The following is a 20,559-nucleotide window of genomic DNA, read 5'->3' on the forward strand; positions in this document are numbered from 1 at the left end:
TAACGATGATAATACATTTTGAACAAGGTCGTATTATCGCGACTCAACGAGAAGTTGTTGTGAGAATTGATGGTAAATGCAGAATTAATCTTCAAGCACAAGTTGATGAGCTAACACTTATTTCTGGCGCTAATGTTGTTAGTGCTGTCGGTAGCGGTATTAATTGGTCTATAAAGTTAGATTCGGATGAACAATTGCAACAACTTGCTAATGAAATAGGTATTGCGATTACTATTTATTAACCTTCTTTGCTTTATATCGAATAAAGAATATTAAAATTATCTTTATGAACTAATTTATCTATGAATAACCTAGTTGAAATTATAAATATGGAATATTATTCTCGATGGAAAACATTAATCCCTATAGGGTATGTTTGAGTAATAATTAAACAATAATAAGAATTTCACATGTCTAAAATATATATTGCATTACTACCGCTTGCATTAGTTGTATCAACCGCTGTTTCTGCTGCTTCTGTTAATCCTTTTTATGTTGGTGCACGACTAGGCGGTGCTCACTATTCAAATTTTCAACAGAACTATCAAGAAATAACTGGCATAAACCTTAATAAAGATGATGTCGCGGCTGGTGTATTTGCAGGTTACAACTTTACACCTTGGTTTGCGGTTGAAACGGGTTATACATGGTTAGGTGAAGCTAAGTTTGAAAACAATAAGATTAAGCAACATGCTATTGATCTTGCTGCTAGAATGACATGGAACCTGAATGATCAATGGGGCGTGTTTGGTAAGTTAGGTGGCAGTTACATGCTCGCTGATTTCCATGGTTATGGCATTAAAGATCTTGATGATCATTTACTAGGTACTGCTGGTGTGGGTGTTGAGTATAAATTGACTAACCATCTATCTACCCGCTTAGAGTACCAGCTTTACCACGATATTCAGTCTAAGCCTCGTGATACTAATCTAGCTTATAACTTTGATACACAGTTCTATGGTTTGAGCCTTGTATACAGCTGGGGAGCTGCGCCTGCCGTTGTTGCACCAGTTGTTGATACTGCACCGCCAGTGCAAGCTGCAACAGTAACAGTAGAGCCTTCAATGGTTACAATTGCTTATGGTGTTGATGGTAAGTATTTAACTGAAGAAGATAAGCAACACCTTCAACCAATGATTCAACGTTTAATACGTTACCCTAGTGCAACAGCTGAAGTGACTGGTTATACATCAAATACAGGTAGTGCTACTTATAACCAGAAATTATCTGAAAAGCGTGCTAAAAATGTAGCTGATTTACTTTCTCAGTATGTTGCTGACGCTAGCCAAATTACAGCGAAAGGGATGGGTGAAGCAAATCCAATCGCTACTAACGATACCGCTAAAGGTCGAGCAGAAAATCGTCGTGTAGAGATTTACTCACCAGCCTTAAAGATTGCCACAGAAGATGCCGCAGAGCGTCCAGATTGCTGCGCAATGGAAAATAACTTATAAATAAAAAAGCGCCGAAAGGCGCTTTTTTTGATTTTATCTATTAGGTATTAGGTGCACAAATAGATTTTTTTCTTAAACAAAGCGCCATAATAATACCGAAAATAGCACCTTGAGTAATAATTGCTGAACCACCATAGCTGAAGAAAGGCAATGGACTTCCCATAACAGGTAGTACACCGCTCACCATACCAATGTTAATAAAACTATAAAGAAAGAAACTTAAAGCAAACGAGCCACTGACTAATCGTGCAAACGTTGATTCTGACTGATTCGCCAGCCATAACACTCTAAAAGTCATAAACGTATAGATTGCTAAAATAGTGAAGCTACCAATGTATCCCCATTCTTCTGCAAATGTTGAGAAGATAAAATCGGTATGACTCTCTGGAATGAAACCAAGATGACCTTGTGTTGCATCCATCCAACCTTTGCCAGATATACCACCAGATCCAATCGCAATTTTGGATTGAATGATCTGGTAACCAGAGCCTAATGGATCTGATTCAGGATTTAAAAATTGAAGAATCCGTTTTTTCTGGTAGGTCTCCATCACGAAATACCAAGCTAATGGAAGACTGACACCAATAATGGCTATCACAGATGAAATTAACTTCCATGACATCCCTGCAAAATACAGAACAAACAGAGCGTACATTACAGTGAAGATAGCACCATCAAGATCTGGCTGAATAAAAATTAATCCAGCTGGAATTGCAGTTACTATCAAACAAATCATGATCTTTTTAATACTTGGCCGACCCGCATCACTGACAAGGATCCAAGCCATCATCATTGGGACAGCTATTTTTACAAGTTCTGACGGTTGAAAACGTATTGGTCCTAATGCTAACCAGCGTTGTGAGCCATTGGTACTATCACCAAGAATAAATACACCAACAAGTAAAAGCACAGTAATAAAAAACAAGTATGGAGCACTTCGTTCATAAGCGGCTGGTGAAATTGATGACATAAATAATAATGCGACAATCGCAATTCCGGCACGAATGAGGTGACGCTCTATGATTGGCTCACTAAAGCTACTTGCGCTCCATACACTCAAAGAGCTAAACGTGATAAGAATTAAAATCGAAATTAGTAATGGGATATCGATATAAGGACGGAATCTACTCATTATGTATTACTATTACTCATTAATTAGCGTAGATGTACTAGAGACTCACCACTTTATGTCACTTTTCTTTTGCTGCAACATAAAAAATGAAACGAAATGTACTATGAGCGAATAATATAACATAGTGGCTTAATTTCTAATTCATTAATTATATCTTCCTTTGTTTCATATTTATTTTATTAAAAAGTAAAAGGGTGATTTGATACTGAAAAGAAAATAATTTTTGTCGTTATAATTATCGATGAATTTATTTGGAGTTTTATATGGACCGTTATTACTGGGGTGTTGATTTAGGTGGTACGAAAATCGAATGTATTGTGATAGATCGTAACACTGATCAACCCATTGTTCGTGAACGTATCGAGACAGAAAGTGTTAAAGGCTATCAACATATACTTGGTCAAATAAAGATACTGATTGAGCGGTGCGCAAACATGGCCGGACATAATCCTAATGCGGTTGGCTTTGGAACACCAGGCACGCTTGATCCTGTTCATGGCGTAATGAAAAACTGCAATACCACGGCCTTAAATGGTCATCCTCTTGATAAAGATCTTAATGAAACACTCGGCATCCATGCAGTTATTGCTAACGATGCTAATTGCTTTGCTTTAGCCGAAGCTCATTTTGGGGTCGTAAAACGTATTAAGCCTGAAGCTCAAATTGTATTTGGTATCATTATGGGAACGGGAGTGGGCTCAGGCATAGTGGTGGACGGCAAATGCTTATACGGTTGCCATGGTATTGCTGGTGAGTGGGGACATAATGTACTTGAACCTAATGGTGCAGATTGCTATTGCGGTAAGCAAGGTTGTGTAGAAACGGTTATTTCTGGTAAAGGGTTAGAACAATATTATTACGAGCAATCATCTCAAGCGTTATCTTTGCCTGAGATTGTCGAGCAAGCCAAACGGAATAATCATGAAGCAGTGAAAACAATAACGCGTTTACGTGAATATTTTGGTTTAGCGGTCGCACGAATTATTAACGTACTTGATCCTGAGGTTATAGTGATTGGTGGCGGTGTCGGTAATATTGATGCGTTATATCAAGATATAGAAACACAAATTTTACCGCACTTGTTTAATACAGAGCTTAATACCCTGATTGTAAAACCAGAGCTAGGTGATAGCGCTGGTGTTTATGGCGCAGCGGCTTTAGTGAAAAACATCAGCTAAACAAGAGTTGTCCTAAAAGTTAAAAGCGCGATACTCATTAATAGTATCGCGCTTTTATTTTAACTCGCGAGAACTTGAGGTTTACGATGTAAACTTGCTACTAGCATGTAAATTGCCGTTGCAAGTAGAACAATGAAGAAGAAATCCATTATTCCATTTTGCTCTGCCATAAAGCTGTTAGCACCAATTGGACCCAGTGCTGAACCAATGCTGTAACTAAACAGCATAACTTGTGTTGCAGCAACAATATATGAAGAATCCAAGTTGTCACACGCTAATGTAATTGCAATTGGGTAAAGCGCAAAAGCAGACATGCCTAACAACGCCAATGCAGTAATCAGAACAACATATTCTGATGATAGATAAGTTATACCCATAGCAAAAACACCAAGCAAAGACATTAAAGCAAGCAATAGCGTTTTACTCATTTTAATTGATAGTTTGCTAATTACAGGTTGAATAACCATACCACCAAGAATGGTTGCAGCCATCAACACACCGACTTGATCTGTTGTTAGAGCGCTTTGCTTTAATGCTAAAGGCATTAACCCGTAGATGCTGCCCATTACAACCCCTGAAGTCATACAACCAATAATTGCAGGTTTACTCAAACGTGCAATTTGCTTGATTGATAATACTTGGTGTGAATCACTGCTAGGTTGGCCTTGTTTTACAAACAAAGGCGGTAAAATAGCGATTAACAATAGTACTAGAATAACGATAAAAGGAATAAAGCCTTTAACACCAAACATACCTACTGCTAATTGACCAACAGTAGTGCCACCGTAGAGCGAGGTCATGTAAAAACCAAGACGTTTTGCTCGCTCTTTCGCGTTATCACCAATAAGTAACCATGATTCAACAACAACGAAAATACCCGCAACAGCCATGCCGGCAATTAGGCGTGCAAATAGCCATACTTCTTTATTTGGAAACATGGGTAAAACCGTAACAGTTGCTGCTAGCAAACCTAAAAAAGTAATAAAAGCCACACGGTGACCAATCTTCGCAATAATTGGTTCGATCATCATCGAGCCGATAAGAAGACCAATATAATAGATGCTTGCTAACCAACTCGCATAACTGCTATCAATTTTAAAATTTGTTAATGATAACGGGATCAAGCTCATAAGGTAGCCTGATGCGATTGCGAATACAGTTAGTCCAGCAACAGGCACAAAAATGCCGCCGCTTTTGCGACAAGTAGTGAAGTCTTGCACTACCTTGGTCTCCAAGTGAAATGTTTGAATTAATCTGTCTTTATTTAAGGTAATACGTTTAGAAAACGAAAAACCAGAAACCAAGGAATGATCACTGGAAATAGCAAGACAGAGCTGTTTAAAAAAGTGTTTTATTCGAAAACGCGGCGATTATTGACGGTAACCTAACATTAGTAAAATGAGAAAAACTAATGCGAAACAGGTGGTTTCATTATATTGAATAATGCCAAAAAATAATCGTTAGAGTAGTGATAATTAAAGTGAGAATAAAATCACATTTTTTCTGATTAATATATTTGTTTTTAAAGAATTAGCGCTGAGTTTACTGATATGGAGTGGAGGAAAATTTAAAAAAACATTAGTGTTGTAATTGTTGCTGTATGCAAAAAAATAGTAAACGACAGCTAATATTCATCAAAATAACATAAAAAAAATTGGTTTCTAATGAAGAGTTTGGATTACATATATTAAAAAGCCACCTTCTTATAGCGATATGGCACTATGAGTAAGGTGGCTAGCTATAAATTGAAGCCGATTAACGTTTATTTTTTAGATAGCGTTTACGTCGTTCTTCCTTCTTTTTGATCTTTTCTTCTGCTTTGCGTTCAGCTTCTACTGCCACATTTATCAGCTCTTCAGTGATCATATCTGGATGCTCTAGAGTAATGTGACCCAGTGTACCGTTACGCAATTCATTGATAAGAATAACGGAGGCTTTGTGTAGATCAACACGACCACCTCCTTTTAAACAACCACGTTTACGCCCAATCTCTTCCATTAGCTCAATTTCAGATTCAGGCAGATCATCATCAAGGTTATAACGTGCCTTAATCATATCTGGGTATGCTTTGATCAGGTATTCAATTGTAAAGAAACCAACATCGATATAATCCATCGCGGTATCTTTAATTGCACCTGTAGCAGCAAGGCGGAAACCACTGTGTGGGTTTTCAACTTTTGGCCATAGAATTCCCGGTGTATCAGAAAGCAATACGCCGTTATCTAGGTTAATACGTTGCTGTTGGCGTGTTACAGCAGGTTGGTTTCCTGTGATTGCAACAGTTCGGCCTGCAAGTGCATTGATAATGGTTGACTTACCAACGTTAGGAATACCCATGATCATGGTACGAATTTTTTTACCTGCTTCTTCACGGTGAGGTGCAAGCTTACGGCATAATTCCATAATCTGATTAACTTCGTTTAAGTTTTCAGTGGTGACAGCAATGGCTTTAACACCTTGTTCTTTTTCAAGGTGATCAATCCAAAGTTGTGTCATCTCAGGATCGGCCAAATCACGCTTGTTCAAAACTTTAACAACAGGCTTACCATCATTGGTATTACGGAACGATTTGATCAGTGGGTTTTCACTACTAAATGGGATACGAGCATCTAAAACTTCGATGATCACATCAACTTTCGGCATTGCCTCTTCAATTTCTTTGCGGGCTTTGTGCATGTGCCCTGGAAACCACTGAATGCTATTACTCATTATTTATGTACTCTTTATTTTTTCTAGGCGTGCCTTGGGAGACCACCTGGGGTACTAAAATCTATTGCAAGAAATTAGAGGTTCTATCTTGCATTAATAAGTTATTGAAAGAAATTCTATCACATTTGGCAGTAGATAACTCTTAAATGATAAAGAGGATTGGACTCATTCTTAATGTCCAAAAGCCTAATTGAAGTGAGTTAGGACAACAACAAACCTAAGCAATACCAGATAGGGTAGGGAAAGAGTAAAAAACACCAGAAATGATCTCTCGTCTTGGTATAAAGCATGTGAATATACCATGTCTGGATATCAGAAAATCTATAGTCAGTTGGCTAATCACAATGAGTTAGCTTTTATGTTAACTTGTAATTGCCCCAAAGTTACTTAGTACAAATACTCATAAATACCCTATTAACGTAACTCTGATTAGTTTTAATAGGTTAATTTTATCTGTTAGTTAAACGTCACTTTTAAAGCTCTCATTCTTATAACAACGCCATAATTCAGTACTTGCAGCTAGTAACATTATTAACAAAATCACAATGTATATTTGTTGTTTTTAATTACTCATCTTACAGGCAACTTGGTCTTTGTTTTTACTTGCCCAAATGCAAAGCTAGATTCAATCGAAGCAATATTGGGTAGGCGAGTCAACTGCTTGCGGATAAACTGCTCGTAGCTTTTTAGGGACTCACTTACCACATGAAGAAGGTAGTCGTGATTACCTGTCATTAAAAAGCACTCTAACACCTCATCAATCGCTTCAATGTGCTGCTCAAAGTCTTGCATGTTTTCTTCTGTCGGCTTTTCAAGCTTTACCAACACGAATACATTTACGGGAAAGCCACATGCCTCTTGATTGACACTGGCATGATAACCCCGAATGATACCTTGTTTCTCTAGTGCTCGAACTCGGCGTAGACAAGGGGATGGTGAAAGCGATACGCGATCGGCTAACTCTTGGTTTGTAAGGCGCGCGTTTCCTTGCAGTTCATCAAGTATTTTTTTATCGATCTCATCCATTGGTATATTCCATCAATATTAGAGTTTATTTGGCAATATTATTGCACAAAGTGTATGTCTTACTACGCAAATAGCAATCTTTAACATCTGTCCGACACTAGAATTAAAGAAATACAACAAGGATGGAATGACTTAGCAATTATGAATACTTCAACTCAACTTAGCCCATTGCGTAAAACAACCAAACACGAACAAGCAGAAGCCCTTGCTATTGAGCAAGCAAAACATTTTGGTATCGACCCGAATAGCGATTATGGAACTACGTTGGTGGAATTGGCGACGACGCTGTACAAAGCCAATACAAAGACTCACGATCTCTGGGCGATAACAGTTGATGGCCTTTCTGAGCTGGATAAGAGTGACCGTATCGCTTGGTTTAATGCAAAACGTTTCCTATCATTCCAGATCGCGAAGATACTCGATAACCTACAAAATCCAATGCGCGCGACATACCAATCTATCGCGACTAATAATGGTAACTTTGCCTCAAAAGGTGCGTATCCTATCTTCGATAATGTGGCGGCTATTTTTTCTGCGAGCCCGGTGATTACTCGGACTGCAACCTATTTGTTTGCGTGTACCGAGTGGATTGAAGACGCATTCAACGGTAAAGAGCCATTGCACGATATTTACTCTCGATTGCTTAACCCAACCTCAATCTCTCTGGCGAACCACATGGTTGACCTTGAGGCAGGATCTAGAGCCAACGAATACCTTGCGTGGAACTTTAACTCGGGTATGGCAGCTATCGATGGCTTACTTAGTCATTTGCTTGGGCATGAAGACATTGTGTTAGCTTCACGTAATATCTATGGCGGTTCGTACCAACTTTTGGAAGATTGGTTTGGTAAGCCTTCAAACTTGAATGTCGCGGTAGAGTGGGTGGATGGTTACTCTGGTGATGAATTTGCGACTCGCCTTGATGAGGTTGCAATTAAGTATGCAGATCGCCTCGCTGGTGGTAAGAAGATATACGTTTATCTTGAGTCACCGTGTAACCCACATGGCTATGTATTAGATGTCGCCAATATCAGTAAAGCTGCTCACTCTCGCGGGTGGGATGTTATCGTCGACTCAACAGTCGGCACGCCATTACTTCATCCAGTACTAAAACGCGATGATGTGATGGAAAGACCGGATTACGTGATTCACTCTTATACCAAAGAACTTGCCGGTTCGGGAACCACAACGGCCGGGGTCGTGATTGGCCGCAATGAGACCATGTTTGTACCTAAAGGCGAGGAGGTGATATTCACCAAACCTAATGGCGATGAGGCGACAATTCCATGGAGTGAAACCCTTTTTTGGAATGTGTATTACATCAAAGGCGCCTTCTTAGATGCGGACAAAGCGTTTGAAGTGCTCAACGGCATGAAAACCTATGAGATGCGAGTTGTGCAGAAAACCATTAATACATTGACTCTGGCTCAGATTTTCGATGCCCACCCAGACATCAATGTCTCATGCCCCGCTTTGACTGATAGCGATAACTATGAGCATTGTCAGAATAATATGTATCTGGGGCTGCCAGCGGCGCTGTTTACTATTGATATGGAGGGCAACGGTGATCGTGCGCCAATAAATCGTGACGGGTTTAAACAGTTCTTTGACATGCTCGAACCCGCTATTGGTCTGCAAGTGAGCTTGGGGCAAACCAACACAGTTGCATTATGTCCGGCATTGACAACCCACTCAGAGTTGAGCGATGACGCGCTCAATGAAGCGGGTATTAAGCCAACCACTATGCGTATTTCTATTGGATTGGAAGATCCTCGCATGTTCATTGCACATATTATCGAAGCCGCTAAGTTGTCGATTGACACCAAACACGTTGATTTCTCATCGAGCTTTCCAAGCAATGAGCGTATTGATGAGATTTATATGCAAACCTATATGGACGTACACCAAAGGTTTGTGAAGAGCTTACCCAAGTTTGGACAGCTTAGTCAGTAAAAAGGCTTAAAATTTAAGGTAGCAAGCAAAAGCACCCTGAAATAGTCTTATTAGGTAGGGTGCTTTTCCCGACAAAGGATTTCTTTATTATCCGTTTAGCTATCCTGTAATGAAAAGGCAAAGCTTGGGACAACTTAACATGATAAAAAGCCCGATAATAATTATCGGGCTTTTTAGAGTTAAATATTATTAACTTTGATTGCGGATGTAAATAAGTCCACTTCTTTTGCTAATAACTGCAGCAAAGTATGGTTATCAAGTTTATATATTTCATTTTCAATATAGATGAAAGATTGATAAATCAATTTCTCTTGTTTTGATATGTGTTTAAATAACTCTGTGTGGTTTTGCGATTTCTTAAGTGTTTTATCTAACTCTGTTAGAGATGTAATCACACTATCTAGGTCACTATTGATGGTTGAATCCAGTGACAAAGACTGTTTATTTTCATTCAGTTGGGTCAATATACGCAAGATAATATTAGAACTGCGGCTGCATAATAAAATATGTTCGCCTGTTTGTGACTTTCTATGCGGTTCACCTAAATAACCCATCCAGTGATCAAATAGGTTAGTATCGTTAACCACGCAATCTTGGTAGTGACGTTGTAACTGAGTAGCCGTACAATCTGATTTCTCTGCCAAGTACATTTTTAAAGAGACCAGATAATCAATATAACCAGTTGTTGTTGCCGTTAACTGAGTAGGGAATAACTTCTTATTCCAACCAGGTGATAAGATAAATACAAATAATAAAGGTAAGAAAACACCCAGAACAGTGCTGTCTAGGCGAGGTAAAAGAATATTATCGCCTTGTCCGTTAAGAGAGAAGCCTGCGAATACAAACAAAGTCACGCAGAATACCGCAAAGCCGTAATGTCGTGCAGAGGTATGGAAAAAAAGTATAACAGCGATACAGAAGATGAACGGCAGGATGCTTGTGGATACTTGGAAGTGCAGTAATGCAACAACAACTAATAAACCACAGATTGTACCGGTTAATCGTTGAAGTAATCGTGTCCATGTCATTGATAAATTAGGACGTAATACCAACAAGCTGGTCATAAGAGTCCAAAAGCCAAAGTCTAAGTTTAATGTTCGAACAATAATTAACCCCGTCGCTAAACTTAATGTTCCGCGAAGTGCATGTCGAAAATAACTCGATTTTAACGTCATTTGACTGGTTAACTTAGAGGTTAACTCTCGCCATTTCCATGACACAACAATAGGCTTAATAATGCTAGAGCTTAATGTTTGGCTTGTTTGTTGGCTCAACTGCTGAAGTGTTAAGTAGATAATATCCAGTTTATTAATATATGAAAGCGCAGCCAGTGCTTCCTCTTTTATATTTTCTTGTATTGTATATTGGCGTAACTCTTCAAAGTCGATACTTGGAACGTTTATACGATGAACATTATCGACAGTCACTTGTTCTAAATACTGACTTATCTTTAACGTTGCTTGGTGAATCTTATCTAACCATTCAGGACATGTTTGTTTTAGATTTGAAGTAGGAATGAAATAAAGCAAACGTGTTTGTTCGTTAATACGTTCCGCAACTTTTAAGAAACGGTAAATATCTTGCAGTTTTGCGCTATCTTCACCTGCAGTAAATTGCTGGTGAATTCGATCTTCTAAGGTATGAGATAAGCCCGCTATTTGGGATCGTAATTGCGCTGATTTAATAAACAACTCATTGTTGTCGGAGGAAAAAATAAAGCCGTGATCGTGAGTGATAAGCTTTTTAGCAATAGCTTGATACAAATCAGACAGGATGTCTTTTGATTCTTGGTTCGGAAGAAAGTAGATGGCTAACGCTTGCCAAAAAATGTACCACAAAGCGCCACAGGTTAACCACAAAGGAACAAGCCAAATAGGTCGACCATCTAAATGCAGTAACATAGCGTATATAGCAAGTAATATGGAGGCAAAACCGATAGCACCTAGCCTTGGGCTTAAAACAGCCAACATAAACAAGCTAAAACTAACAACAGTTAAGCTAATAACAAATAAGACTGAATGTGGGAAAACGGCTTCAGTCCCTAAACTAATAAGAAAAAAAACAGGAATAGCGATACAAAAATCAAGAATGCGATATTTTGTTACACTGGAGGTATCAGCAAAGCCACAGCTAATACTACCCAGTGAAAATGCAATCCCCATGGTTACATGTCCCATAAGGAACAAAGGTACTGAGCAAGTAAGGAAGCTAAATGCAGCTATGTTGGTTCTAAAGTTGAGTAAAGTCCGTAAAGTAGGGTAACGGAGAAGTAAGTTGTATAAATTCATAGTGTATTAAATATCATCATATGTGCGATTTGCTTCGTCAATCATAATCTCTTTTTAAAAAGAGTGAAGGCTTTATTAGTGTATTTAATGCTTATAAGGTATTTATGTTGATTAATTATTCTTTAATTATGATTTAATATTCCAAATATGAGGTAAGAGATTTAAATTAATTAGATTAATATACTGCATTTAATGCGAATGAAGACTTAATGGCTGGTAATTATCAAGCATCACATTGATTAATAAAATATATAATTATTTAAAGCATGATTTTTATATTTATTAAATTAATGACTAAATAAACATGCATAAGATTGAGTAACTAAGAAATAAAAATTAACCATATTAATTTTATTGGTTTTAAATGACTTATCATTTTTTATAAATATATTAATAAAGTTATTGATATGTTTATTTAATACTGTTTATGATGCGCTCAATAAAAAACGAATACAAACAACATGGAGATAGTTGTTAATGTTTTTACTAAAGGATCTATCAATAAAGCTGCAGCTAGTTATTCCTGTAATATTTATGGCTGTTTTATTATTTATAGCACTGATATTAGGGCGCAGTAACCTTATAGAAAGTGTTGATAAAATGAATTCAACAACACAATTAGTCGTTGAAGCTAAAGATAGTACCGCGAGTTTAATTAGTAATAGTTATGCAATGAGAGTAAGTGCAATTTATGCACTTTATGATAAAGATTTATTATCACGTTTATCAAAGTCTCTTGATAGTAGCGAGTTAAGTAATAAAAAAGCGATTGCAAACCTGCAAAAAATACCTGAAATAAACCAAGAACTAGAAGCATTTCGAACATTAATGATCAGCTATATCAGCTTTAGCCGTGACACGATGTTAGAAGTGCTTGATCTTAGGCATTCAGGTCAAATTAACGACTCTGAATATCAAAAATATATTGTTAAATATCGCCAATTAGGTGATGACATGATTTCAGCAATTGATGCGTTGGATAAGCGTGTAAATTTAACCTCAGATACTTACATAGCACAACAAAAGAAAGAGCACGGACAAACAATAAATGCGATTGGATATGAATTTATTATTACATTGATAATAGCCATTATTATTTGTTTGGTCATTGGCTCACTGATCGTCAAGCCAATTACTATTTTGCAACGAGCAATGCAGAAAATAGCTGAAGGTAACTTGCAAGATGAAATCGCAGTTGACGGCACGAATGAAGTGGGTGAATTGGCTCGTAATCTAAATCGTATGATTGTTAAATTACGTTCAACAGTAGCGGTTTTAAATGATGTTGGTCGTAATGTTGCAGCTTCATCGACTGAATTATCAATTGTGATGAAAGATTCAGAGACTCATGCAAATAGTCAAGTGATTGAGATTGAGCAAGTTGTAACAGCAATCGATCAATTAACAACAACGGCACAAGAAGTCACTCAAGCTGCACAAAAGTCTGATGAAAATTCAAAAAGTGCCAGTGAGTTGGCTAATAAGAGCCATGATTTGTTTTCTAACAACCAACAAGCAAATGAAGAAATGGCGGAATCATTAATGGAGGCCGCTGATGTTGTTGCGCAGCTAAAAGTACAATCGGCACAAATTAGCCAAGTTATTGATTCAATACAAGGTATTTCTGAACAAACAAATCTACTGGCACTTAATGCAGCGATAGAAGCGGCACGCGCAGGTGAAAGCGGCCGTGGCTTTGCAGTGGTCGCTGATGAAGTACGTCAGTTAGCAGCAAGAACGCAAGCATCAACAAAAGAGACACAGCAAATTATAGAGCGCCTACAAGAGCAATCGACTTCAGCAAATGAGCGTATGCAATCTGCAATTGATACATTAGAAAGTAATAAATTAGTCGCTTCTCAAGCAAATGAAGCGCTAGAAGGGATCACTGCTGCTATTTCAATGAATAGTGATATGAATACCCATGTTTCAACCGCTTCTGAAGAGCAGTTACAAGTCACAATGGATATCAGTAATAGTATTGAGAATATTCATCATATCATTCGACAAAATGCATCAGGATTAAGCCAATGTACGGTTGCAAGTGAAGAGTTATCAGATCTTGCTGAAAAGCAAAGCGAACAGTTGAAATACTTTAGGTGCTAATTAAGTTTATCAAAATCCAAAGTCTTGCTTTTTAGTGAGACTTTTTGTTCAACGATTATAACTTTCTATTCATAAAATAAATACTTGATATACTGATGTTTTAGTGGTCTAGTTTTACGGAATATTTAATCTTTCTCTGATTTGTCTTTTAATTGATTAAGCATTGATAAGATATCTTTTTGAAACATCTCAAGTAGTGAAAATTTATGACTCAAAAAATGACAATGGCAGAGATTTCTAAGCAATTAGGGATCTCAAAAATGACGGTATCACGGTATTTTAATGGCGGTTACGTTTCAGAAGAAAACCGAATAAAAATTGATGCTATTGTTAAAGAAAATCACTATATCCCGAATAAGTTTGCCCGATCTATTCGTAGTCAATCGAATATTATCGGATTTATTGCACCACGTATTGAATCCTACACAACGAGCCTTGTTATTAAAGGTGCCTTAGCGGCGGCGAATGAATCTAATGTTCGTATGCTGTTTCATGCAACAGGTTTTTGTCATGAATCTGAACGTCAAGCCGTCAGTGAATTTAATGGTTTAAATGCATTAGGTACGATTATTATTGCCTCTAAACACACGGTAATTGAACCCTTTTATAAAGATATAAAGAACCTTGTTTTTATTGGAAAAAATGTGTCTGAACGATGTTGTTTGTTTTACCCTGAACAAACGGCTATTACTGAACTTGTTTCAAAAACAATGGTGACACTTGACGCTCAAAAGGCAGCCGTTTTAGGCGTGCAGTATATTTATGATGAACGTATGCTTTCCAGCCGAACATCAGTCGTTAAACAAGCGCTTGACCAATATGCGACCGAACTTCCTCGAGAATTTCACTCTTTACAAGATTCTGAGCAAGCAGAATCCTATCAAAATATAACTCTTAAACCGCAATATATATATTTTTGTGCAACAGACAATATTGCTATTCGTTTATACCGTCGTGCTAAGGAATTGAAGCTTCAAATAGGTAAAGATATTTGGGTTGTAGGGGTTGGTGATTATGAATTTAGTGATTTGCTAGTACCAAGTTTAACGTCTGTTTCTTTTAATTATTATGAAATGGGTTATCAAGCGGTAAAGAAATTAATCCGACGCGATTTTAGTAGTGTTGAAGGTGAATTTGAGTTAAAAACCCGAGAGAGCTCTCAATTTATCTAAAAGTCTTTTGCGCTATTTTAGAATAAGTTTTACCTTTTGTGTTAACGGTAACACAAATTCTTTATCGCCATGTGTTACCGTTAACACATGGCAGAATATTTAGATTTATAGGTAAGTGCATGGCTCAGCCCAATCAAAATCAAGAAAAACTTGTATGGTGGAAAGAAGCAACGGCCTATCAAATTTACCCTCGTAGTTTTTACGATAGTAATGCTGATGGAATAGGGGATATCCCCGGGATCATTAAAAAATTAGATTATCTAGCTGATTTAGGGATTGATTTAGTATGGATTTGTCCATTTTATCAGTCACCTAATGATGACAATGGTTACGATATAAGTGACTATCAGGCTATTCACTCAGACTTTGGCTGTTTGGATGATGTTGATCGGTTAATCCGTGAAGCACATAAACGTGGAATTAAAATTATCATCGATTTGGTGATAAACCACACCAGTGATGAGCATCCTTGGTTTATTGAATCTCGTCAAAATAGAAATAGCGCTAAACGAGATTGGTATATTTGGCGAGATGGTTCAGAAGCTACAACAGAAAAACCGACCAATGAACCAAATAATTGGGAGAGTATCTTTCATGGTAGTGCGTGGCAATACGATGCCGAGACTGCACAGTATTATTTACATCTTTTCTCGTCAAAACAGCCTGATTTGAATTGGGAAAACCCTGAAGTTAAAGCCGCTTTATTTTCCATGATTCATTGGTGGCTTGAACGCGGTATTGATGGGTTTCGTGTTGATGCGATAAGCCATATCAAAAAGCAGGCTAACTTACCTTCGTTACCGAATCCAAATGGGGATAATTACGTTTCATCGTTTAAATATCACATGAATGTTAAAGGGATTGAAGAACACCTTCATGAGCTTCGTGATAAAGCTTTTTCACCGTTTGATATTGTTACTGTCGGCGAGGCAAATGGTGTTGCTGCTGAAGACGCGCTAACGTGGGTTGCGGAAGAAACTGCGACAAATAAAGCTGGTGTGTTCAATATGATCTTTCAATTTGAGCACATGAACTTGTGGTCAGAAGACAGTAATCAATCAAGTTTCAACTTAGTCAAATTTAAGCAGATCCTTACAAGATGGCAAAATGTATTGGAAGGGATGGGATGGAATGCTTTATATCTAGAAAACCATGACCAAGCACGAAGCATCAATACATTCGGAAATCCAAATTATCGTTATGCCAGTGCAACAGCCCTTGCGACTTGTTATTTTTTAATGAAAGGCACTCCTTTTATTTATCAAGGGCAAGAACTAGGTTTAGTGAACTTTCACTTCACTTCACTTGATCAGTTTGACGATATCTCTGCTAGAAACCTTATTAATAAACTCAAACACCAAGGAAAAAGTGATCAATATATTCTCTCTTTACTCAATAGAGTATCTCGCGATCATAGTCGTTTGCCAATGCCTTGGAATAGCGAAGAGAATGGTGGTTTTTCGACAGTAACACCTTGGATAACGGTTAACCCAAATTATGAACTGATTAACGTTTCAGAACAACTCAACAATCAAAACTCAGTTTTGCAATTTTATAAGCAGCTTATTGAGCTTAGAAAACAGCATAAGTCTCTTATTATTGGGCGTTATAAATTGATACTCGCAGATGACCCTAATGTCTACGCTTATCAACGTGTTAGCGATGATTGTACATGGACAATCATCACAAATCTTAGTGATAACGTTGCTAAGGTTAATATTGACTGCTCTGCGCTTGGCGATTTAATACTTGATAATCAAACGGCAAATAATGAAATCGCGAAGACAAATTTTGAGAAGACGGCTCTTGCATCAGCTTACGGTGCATACGTCTTTATGACAAAGCATTAATCATATTTAGGGTAGGTGATTAGGCTAACCTACCAGCTCTATAAAGGAACTAGAAATGAGTAAATTGTTATCGTTTGATTTTTGGCAACGATTTGGTAAGTCGTTGATTGTAGTTATTGCTGTAATGCCAGCAGCTGGTATTATGATTTCGCTTGGTAAAGTACTTGCGATGTATGCTGGTGGGCTAGGCGCACTCGAAACCCTTGGTCATATTATGGAAAACATTGGCTGGGGTATCATCGTTAATTTGCATTTATTATTTGCAGTAGCGATTGGTGGTTCATGGGCAAAAGAGCGAGCTGGTGGTGCATTTGCCGCGTTAATCGCCTTTATCTTAATTAACCGGACGACAGGCGTTATATTTGGGGTCAATACCAGTATGATGACTGACCCTAATGCTATTGTGACCAGCCTATTTGGTACTGATTTACCTGTAACACAATTTTTTACCACAATATTAGGTGCACCAGCACTTAATATAGGGGTGTTTATCGGTATTATTTCAGGTTATCTCGGTGCAAACTTATACAATCGCTATTACGATTACTCTCGATTACCTGAAGCCTTAGCCTTTTTTAATGGTAAACGGTTTGTTCCTTTTGTTGTGATTTTTTACTCAGTAATCATTGCTTTTGTTTTAGCCGTTATTTGGCCTTTAGTGCAAGGTGCATTGAATGATTTTGGATTGTGGATTGCCTCATCTAAAGACAGCGCACCAATTATTGCCCCTTTTGTTTATGGTACGCTTGAGCGTTTATTACTGCCATTTGGTCTACATCATACCTTAACGATCCCGATGAACTACACCGAGTTAGGTGGAGCTTATCAATTATTAACAGGCCCAAATGCAGGAACTAGTGTGTATGGACAAGATCCATTATGGCTTGCTTGGGTTAGTGATCTTAACAACCTTAAATTAACTGATCCGGCGATGTATCAGCAGCTTTTAGATACAGTTCATCCTGCACGCTTTAAAGTCGGGCAGGTTATTATCGCAACATCTTCTCTTATTGGTATTGGTTTAGCGATGTATCACAGTGTCGATCATGACAAACGTTTGCAATATAAACCAATGTTTCTCTCTGCGTGTCTTGCTGTTTTACTTACAGGCGTAACTGAACCTATTGAGTTTATGTTTATGTTCATCGCACCTGTATTGTATGTCGCTCATGCCTTGTTTACGGGTATTGCTTTTGCACTTGCAGACTTCATTGATCTGCGTATTCATGCATTTGGCTTAATAGAGCTACTAACGCGTGTACCAATGATGATATCAGCAGGGATAGGAAGTGATTTGATCAGCTTTATTATTGTGTGCATCGTTTTCTTTGCTGTGAATTATGGCTTATTCCGATTATTAATCGTGAAGTTTAACTTACCAACACCAGGTCGTGCCGGTAATTATATTGATGAAAAATCAGATACGATGTCGCAGGACGATAAGCTGGAAATTATTATCCAAAACTTAGGTGGGCGCGATAATATTTCTGAAATCGATGCGTGTATGACACGTTTACGTATTACGGTAAAAGATCCTTCATTAGTTGCAGATTATACGTTGTGGAAATCTACTGGTGCGATGGGGCTAGTCGTGAAAGAGCAAGGTGTTCAAGCAATTTATGGTCCTGGCGTTGATGTTATTAAATCAGGTCTAGTTGATAAATTTGCCGCGGCTTAATTTGTTAAAGGTCAGCGTGGCTTCAATGTCACGCTTGATTTTATCGTATTAGTAAGTGATTGAATAATGAAGTTATTAACATTGAACACGCACAGTTGGCAAGAACAAGATCAACTAGAAAAATTAGATGTAGTCGCAAAGGCAATCATTGAACAAGATTGTGATGTGATCGCTTTACAAGAAGTGAATCAGCGTTATGACAGTTCTATTATTAATGCATCAACAGTGAGTAATTTTCCTGTTCACTCTGATAATTATGCATATCTGCTACAACAGAGGTTATTGGTGCTGGGTCATCAGTATTATTTAACGTGGGATTTTGTTCATCAAAGTTATGATGTGTACCAAGAAGGGCTTGCATTTTTGAGTCGAGAGCCAGTGATTGAACATCAAGTAATTGATCTAAATGATAACTATGATGAAAAATACTGGAAGCATCGGCGCGCAGTACGGATCACTTTAGGCTATAAGGATCAAACGCTGGATATTTACAACTGTCATTGTGGCTGGTGGAATGACATTGAAAGTCCTTTTCAGCAACATATTGAGCGTATTAAAAGCTGTTTATCTGGCCGGTTAAGTTTATTCTTAGGTGATTTTAATACCCCTAGCCATTTAGTCGATGAGGGTTATTCATATCTTATTCAGCAAGGATTTATTGATACTTATACATCTGCACAGATGAAGGATGATGGTAATACCGTTGTGAAATGCATTGATGGATGGCAAAACAATCATGAAGCATTACGTATTGATTATGTATTTTCGAATCAAAACGTTAGTGTGAGCAGTCACAAAGTAATTTTTAACGGCGATTATTACCCGATAGTGTCGGATCATTTTGGTCTTATAGTTAGCTTAGATCTTCATTAATCTTACTTATATGATTAAAGCCTTGCTTAAAGCGAGGCTTTTTACAACTAAAATATAAGTGGAGTATCACTATTTTTGCGTTGTTGGTCGATTTCAGTAACTCGTTTTAAAAGATAATCTTTGAAATTAGCGCATCGTACTGGCATATATTTTCTTGGTTTATAATACAAACTCAGTTCAAATTCGCTACTTACATAATTGTTTAATACCGTTACTAACCGATCTTCTTGAAGGTCTTGTTTAATCAAACTGAAAGGCAGGTAAGCAATTCCTCCACCGGCTAGGGCGATATTTTTTAAAATCTCACTGTCGTCCACTTCTACCGATCTAGGTATTTGAACAGAGTTATATTCCCCATTTTGTTCAAATATCCATTTATTACCACCGACTAATGTTGTTGCAAATAAGCACAAATGCTTTTTTAGATCATGGGGTATTATCGGTTCTCCATAGCGTTTAATATAACTTGGTGAACAACAGGCTTTTAAAGGTTCACTGAAAAGAGAACGTTTAACCAGTAAGCTATCTTTGTTTTGAAAACCGCGGTAAGTTGCATTTGCTCTAATGGCAAAATCGACATCGTGAACATTATCCACTTCAAACGCTGTTTCGATTACAACAAAATTGATAGTAGGGTTGTCACTGATATATTCACCAATAATTTTACTTAAAAAATGCTTAGCAAACAAAGGGGTGCTAGCAATTCTTATTGTGCCAATATCATCATTGCCTAAATTTTTTATTTCATTAATGGCATCGGTTATTTGATTATTGATGTGGCTAAATTGTTTAAATAGTAATTTTCCAGCTTGCGTTGGTGTGATTTTTCGCGTGGTACGTTTAACAAGGCTAACTCCCATGTTTTCTTCTAGTTCTGTGAGCCAGCGACTACCAGCAGAAGGCGATATGCCATATTGTTTTGCAGCATCAGTTACTGAATTGCAACGTACGACATGAAGAAAAAAAACGATCTTATCTAACATTTGCATTCCTTGCATTGTTAATAACGTTCTAGAGTACCAAGTATAAATTGTAACGTTACAGTTTATGATTTACAGCTATTTTACGGTAATTTTATCTTTTTCTTATTTGTGGAACGTTATTTGATTATATGCAAGAGTGAATTGCTTTAATGCACTG

15 protein-coding genes are annotated in these 20,559 nt (G+C 37.5%); 9 read left to right on the forward strand and 6 right to left on the reverse strand.

The genetic code is table 11. From position 1 onward, the window contains the following. Positions 1-5 precede the first annotated feature (5 nt). Together CTN01_RS13305 and CTN01_RS13310 are read left to right on the forward strand one after the other, a co-directional pair. Complete coding sequence (locus CTN01_RS13305; protein WP_045148798.1) at positions 6-242, forward strand: DUF3389 domain-containing protein; 237 nt, start codon at positions 6-8, stop codon at positions 240-242. 168 nt (positions 243-410) lie between these two features. Then, complete coding sequence (locus CTN01_RS13310; RefSeq protein ID WP_045148800.1) at positions 411-1,454, forward strand: outer membrane beta-barrel protein; 1,044 nt, start codon at positions 411-413, stop codon at positions 1,452-1,454. 40 nt (positions 1,455-1,494) lie between these two features. On the opposite strand, the gene rodA is transcribed toward CTN01_RS13310, so the two are convergent. Continuing rightward, complete coding sequence (gene rodA / locus CTN01_RS13315; protein ID WP_045148801.1) at positions 1,495-2,586, reverse strand: rod shape-determining protein RodA; 1,092 nt, start codon at positions 2,584-2,586, stop codon at positions 1,495-1,497. Between the two features lie 263 nt (positions 2,587-2,849). Here rodA and CTN01_RS13320 point away from each other — a divergent pair, with 263 nt between their 5' ends. Further along, the gene (locus CTN01_RS13320) at positions 2,850-3,764 is read left to right on the forward strand and encodes an ROK family protein (RefSeq protein ID WP_045148803.1); all 915 of its coding nucleotides are present in this window, start codon (positions 2,850-2,852) and stop codon (positions 3,762-3,764) included. A gap of 59 nt (positions 3,765-3,823) precedes the next feature. Here the strand turns inward: CTN01_RS13320 and CTN01_RS13325 are convergent, their stop codons facing one another. The 3 genes from CTN01_RS13325 to CTN01_RS13335 form a co-directional block, all read right to left on the reverse strand. Beyond that, a complete protein-coding gene (locus tag CTN01_RS13325) occupies positions 3,824-4,984 on the reverse strand; it encodes an MFS transporter (RefSeq protein ID WP_080896195.1) in 1,161 nt (386 codons plus the stop codon). Positions 4,985-5,519: 535 nt separating this feature from the next. Then, positions 5,520-6,476, reverse strand: coding sequence for a ribosome biogenesis GTPase YlqF (ylqF, locus tag CTN01_RS13330; protein WP_045148805.1), 957 nt, complete (start codon positions 6,474-6,476; stop codon positions 5,520-5,522). A 567-nt stretch (positions 6,477-7,043) separates the two neighbouring features. Beyond that, positions 7,044-7,499 (reverse strand): Lrp/AsnC family transcriptional regulator, encoded by a 456-nt coding sequence (locus tag CTN01_RS13335; RefSeq protein ID WP_045148807.1) that lies wholly within the window; start codon positions 7,497-7,499, stop codon positions 7,044-7,046. 141 nt (positions 7,500-7,640) lie between these two features. On the opposite strand from CTN01_RS13335, the gene CTN01_RS13340 reads away from it, so the two are divergent. Further along, complete coding sequence (locus CTN01_RS13340; RefSeq protein WP_045148809.1) at positions 7,641-9,452, forward strand: trans-sulfuration enzyme family protein; 1,812 nt, start codon at positions 7,641-7,643, stop codon at positions 9,450-9,452. A gap of 179 nt (positions 9,453-9,631) precedes the next feature. Here the strand turns inward: CTN01_RS13340 and CTN01_RS13345 are convergent, their stop codons facing one another. After that, entirely contained in the window at positions 9,632-11,614 is a 1,983-nt protein-coding gene (locus CTN01_RS13345; RefSeq protein ID WP_045082001.1) for an FUSC family protein, read from the reverse strand. Between the two features lie 603 nt (positions 11,615-12,217). On the opposite strand from CTN01_RS13345, the gene CTN01_RS13350 reads away from it, so the two are divergent. The 5 genes from CTN01_RS13350 to CTN01_RS13370 all read left to right on the forward strand — a co-directional run bounded on the left by CTN01_RS13350 (position 12,218) and on the right by CTN01_RS13370 (position 19,419). Next, a complete protein-coding gene (locus tag CTN01_RS13350; RefSeq protein ID WP_107342168.1) occupies positions 12,218-13,846 on the forward strand; it encodes a methyl-accepting chemotaxis protein in 1,629 nt (542 codons plus the stop codon). A gap of 206 nt (positions 13,847-14,052) precedes the next feature. Continuing rightward, positions 14,053-15,018, forward strand: a complete 966-nt coding sequence (locus CTN01_RS13355) for a LacI family DNA-binding transcriptional regulator (protein WP_045148811.1) — start codon at positions 14,053-14,055, stop codon at positions 15,016-15,018. A gap of 119 nt (positions 15,019-15,137) precedes the next feature. Continuing rightward, the gene (locus CTN01_RS13360; protein ID WP_045184117.1) at positions 15,138-16,868 is read left to right on the forward strand and encodes a glycoside hydrolase family 13 protein; all 1,731 of its coding nucleotides are present in this window, start codon (positions 15,138-15,140) and stop codon (positions 16,866-16,868) included. 55 nt (positions 16,869-16,923) lie between these two features. Next, the gene (locus CTN01_RS13365) at positions 16,924-18,546 is read left to right on the forward strand and encodes a PTS transporter subunit IIBC (RefSeq protein WP_045148813.1); all 1,623 of its coding nucleotides are present in this window, start codon (positions 16,924-16,926) and stop codon (positions 18,544-18,546) included. A gap of 66 nt (positions 18,547-18,612) precedes the next feature. Then, on the forward strand, positions 18,613-19,419 hold the full coding sequence (locus CTN01_RS13370; protein WP_045148814.1) for an endonuclease/exonuclease/phosphatase family protein: 807 nt from the start codon (positions 18,613-18,615) through the stop codon (positions 19,417-19,419). 47 nt (positions 19,420-19,466) lie between these two features. On the opposite strand, the gene CTN01_RS13375 is transcribed toward CTN01_RS13370, so the two are convergent. After that, on the reverse strand, positions 19,467-20,402 hold the full coding sequence (locus CTN01_RS13375; protein ID WP_045148816.1) for a LysR family transcriptional regulator: 936 nt from the start codon (positions 20,400-20,402) through the stop codon (positions 19,467-19,469). Positions 20,403-20,559 lie beyond the last annotated feature (157 nt).

Origin of the sequence: Photobacterium angustum, from assembly GCF_003026365.1 — a bacterium.
GTDB classification, from domain to species: domain Bacteria; phylum Pseudomonadota; class Gammaproteobacteria; order Enterobacterales; family Vibrionaceae; genus Photobacterium; species Photobacterium angustum.

Bases quoted from the DNA above. Each gene is read 5' to 3' on its own strand.
- CTN01_RS13320 (WP_045148803.1), top strand. From the start codon at position 2,850: ATGGACCGTTATTACTGGGGTGTTGATTTAGGTGGTACGAAAATCGAA.
- CTN01_RS13305 (WP_045148798.1), top strand. From the start codon at position 6: ATGATAATACATTTTGAACAAGGTCGTATTATCGCGACTCAACGAGAA.
- CTN01_RS13335 (WP_045148807.1), bottom strand. From the start codon at position 7,499: ATGGATGAGATCGATAAAAAAATACTTGATGAACTGCAAGGAAACGCG.
- CTN01_RS13350 (WP_107342168.1), top strand. From the start codon at position 12,218: ATGTTTTTACTAAAGGATCTATCAATAAAGCTGCAGCTAGTTATTCCT.
- CTN01_RS13365 (WP_045148813.1), top strand. From the start codon at position 16,924: ATGAGTAAATTGTTATCGTTTGATTTTTGGCAACGATTTGGTAAGTCG.
- CTN01_RS13360 (WP_045184117.1), top strand. From the start codon at position 15,138: ATGGCTCAGCCCAATCAAAATCAAGAAAAACTTGTATGGTGGAAAGAA.
- CTN01_RS13340 (WP_045148809.1), top strand. From the start codon at position 7,641: ATGAATACTTCAACTCAACTTAGCCCATTGCGTAAAACAACCAAACAC.
- CTN01_RS13355 (WP_045148811.1), top strand. From the start codon at position 14,053: ATGACTCAAAAAATGACAATGGCAGAGATTTCTAAGCAATTAGGGATC.
- CTN01_RS13375 (WP_045148816.1), bottom strand. From the start codon at position 20,402: ATGTTAGATAAGATCGTTTTTTTTCTTCATGTCGTACGTTGCAATTCA.
- CTN01_RS13370 (WP_045148814.1), top strand. From the start codon at position 18,613: ATGAAGTTATTAACATTGAACACGCACAGTTGGCAAGAACAAGATCAA.
- rodA (WP_045148801.1), bottom strand. From the start codon at position 2,586: ATGAGTAGATTCCGTCCTTATATCGATATCCCATTACTAATTTCGATT.
- CTN01_RS13310 (WP_045148800.1), top strand. From the start codon at position 411: ATGTCTAAAATATATATTGCATTACTACCGCTTGCATTAGTTGTATCA.
- CTN01_RS13345 (WP_045082001.1), bottom strand. From the start codon at position 11,614: ATGGGGATTGCATTTTCACTGGGTAGTATTAGCTGTGGCTTTGCTGAT.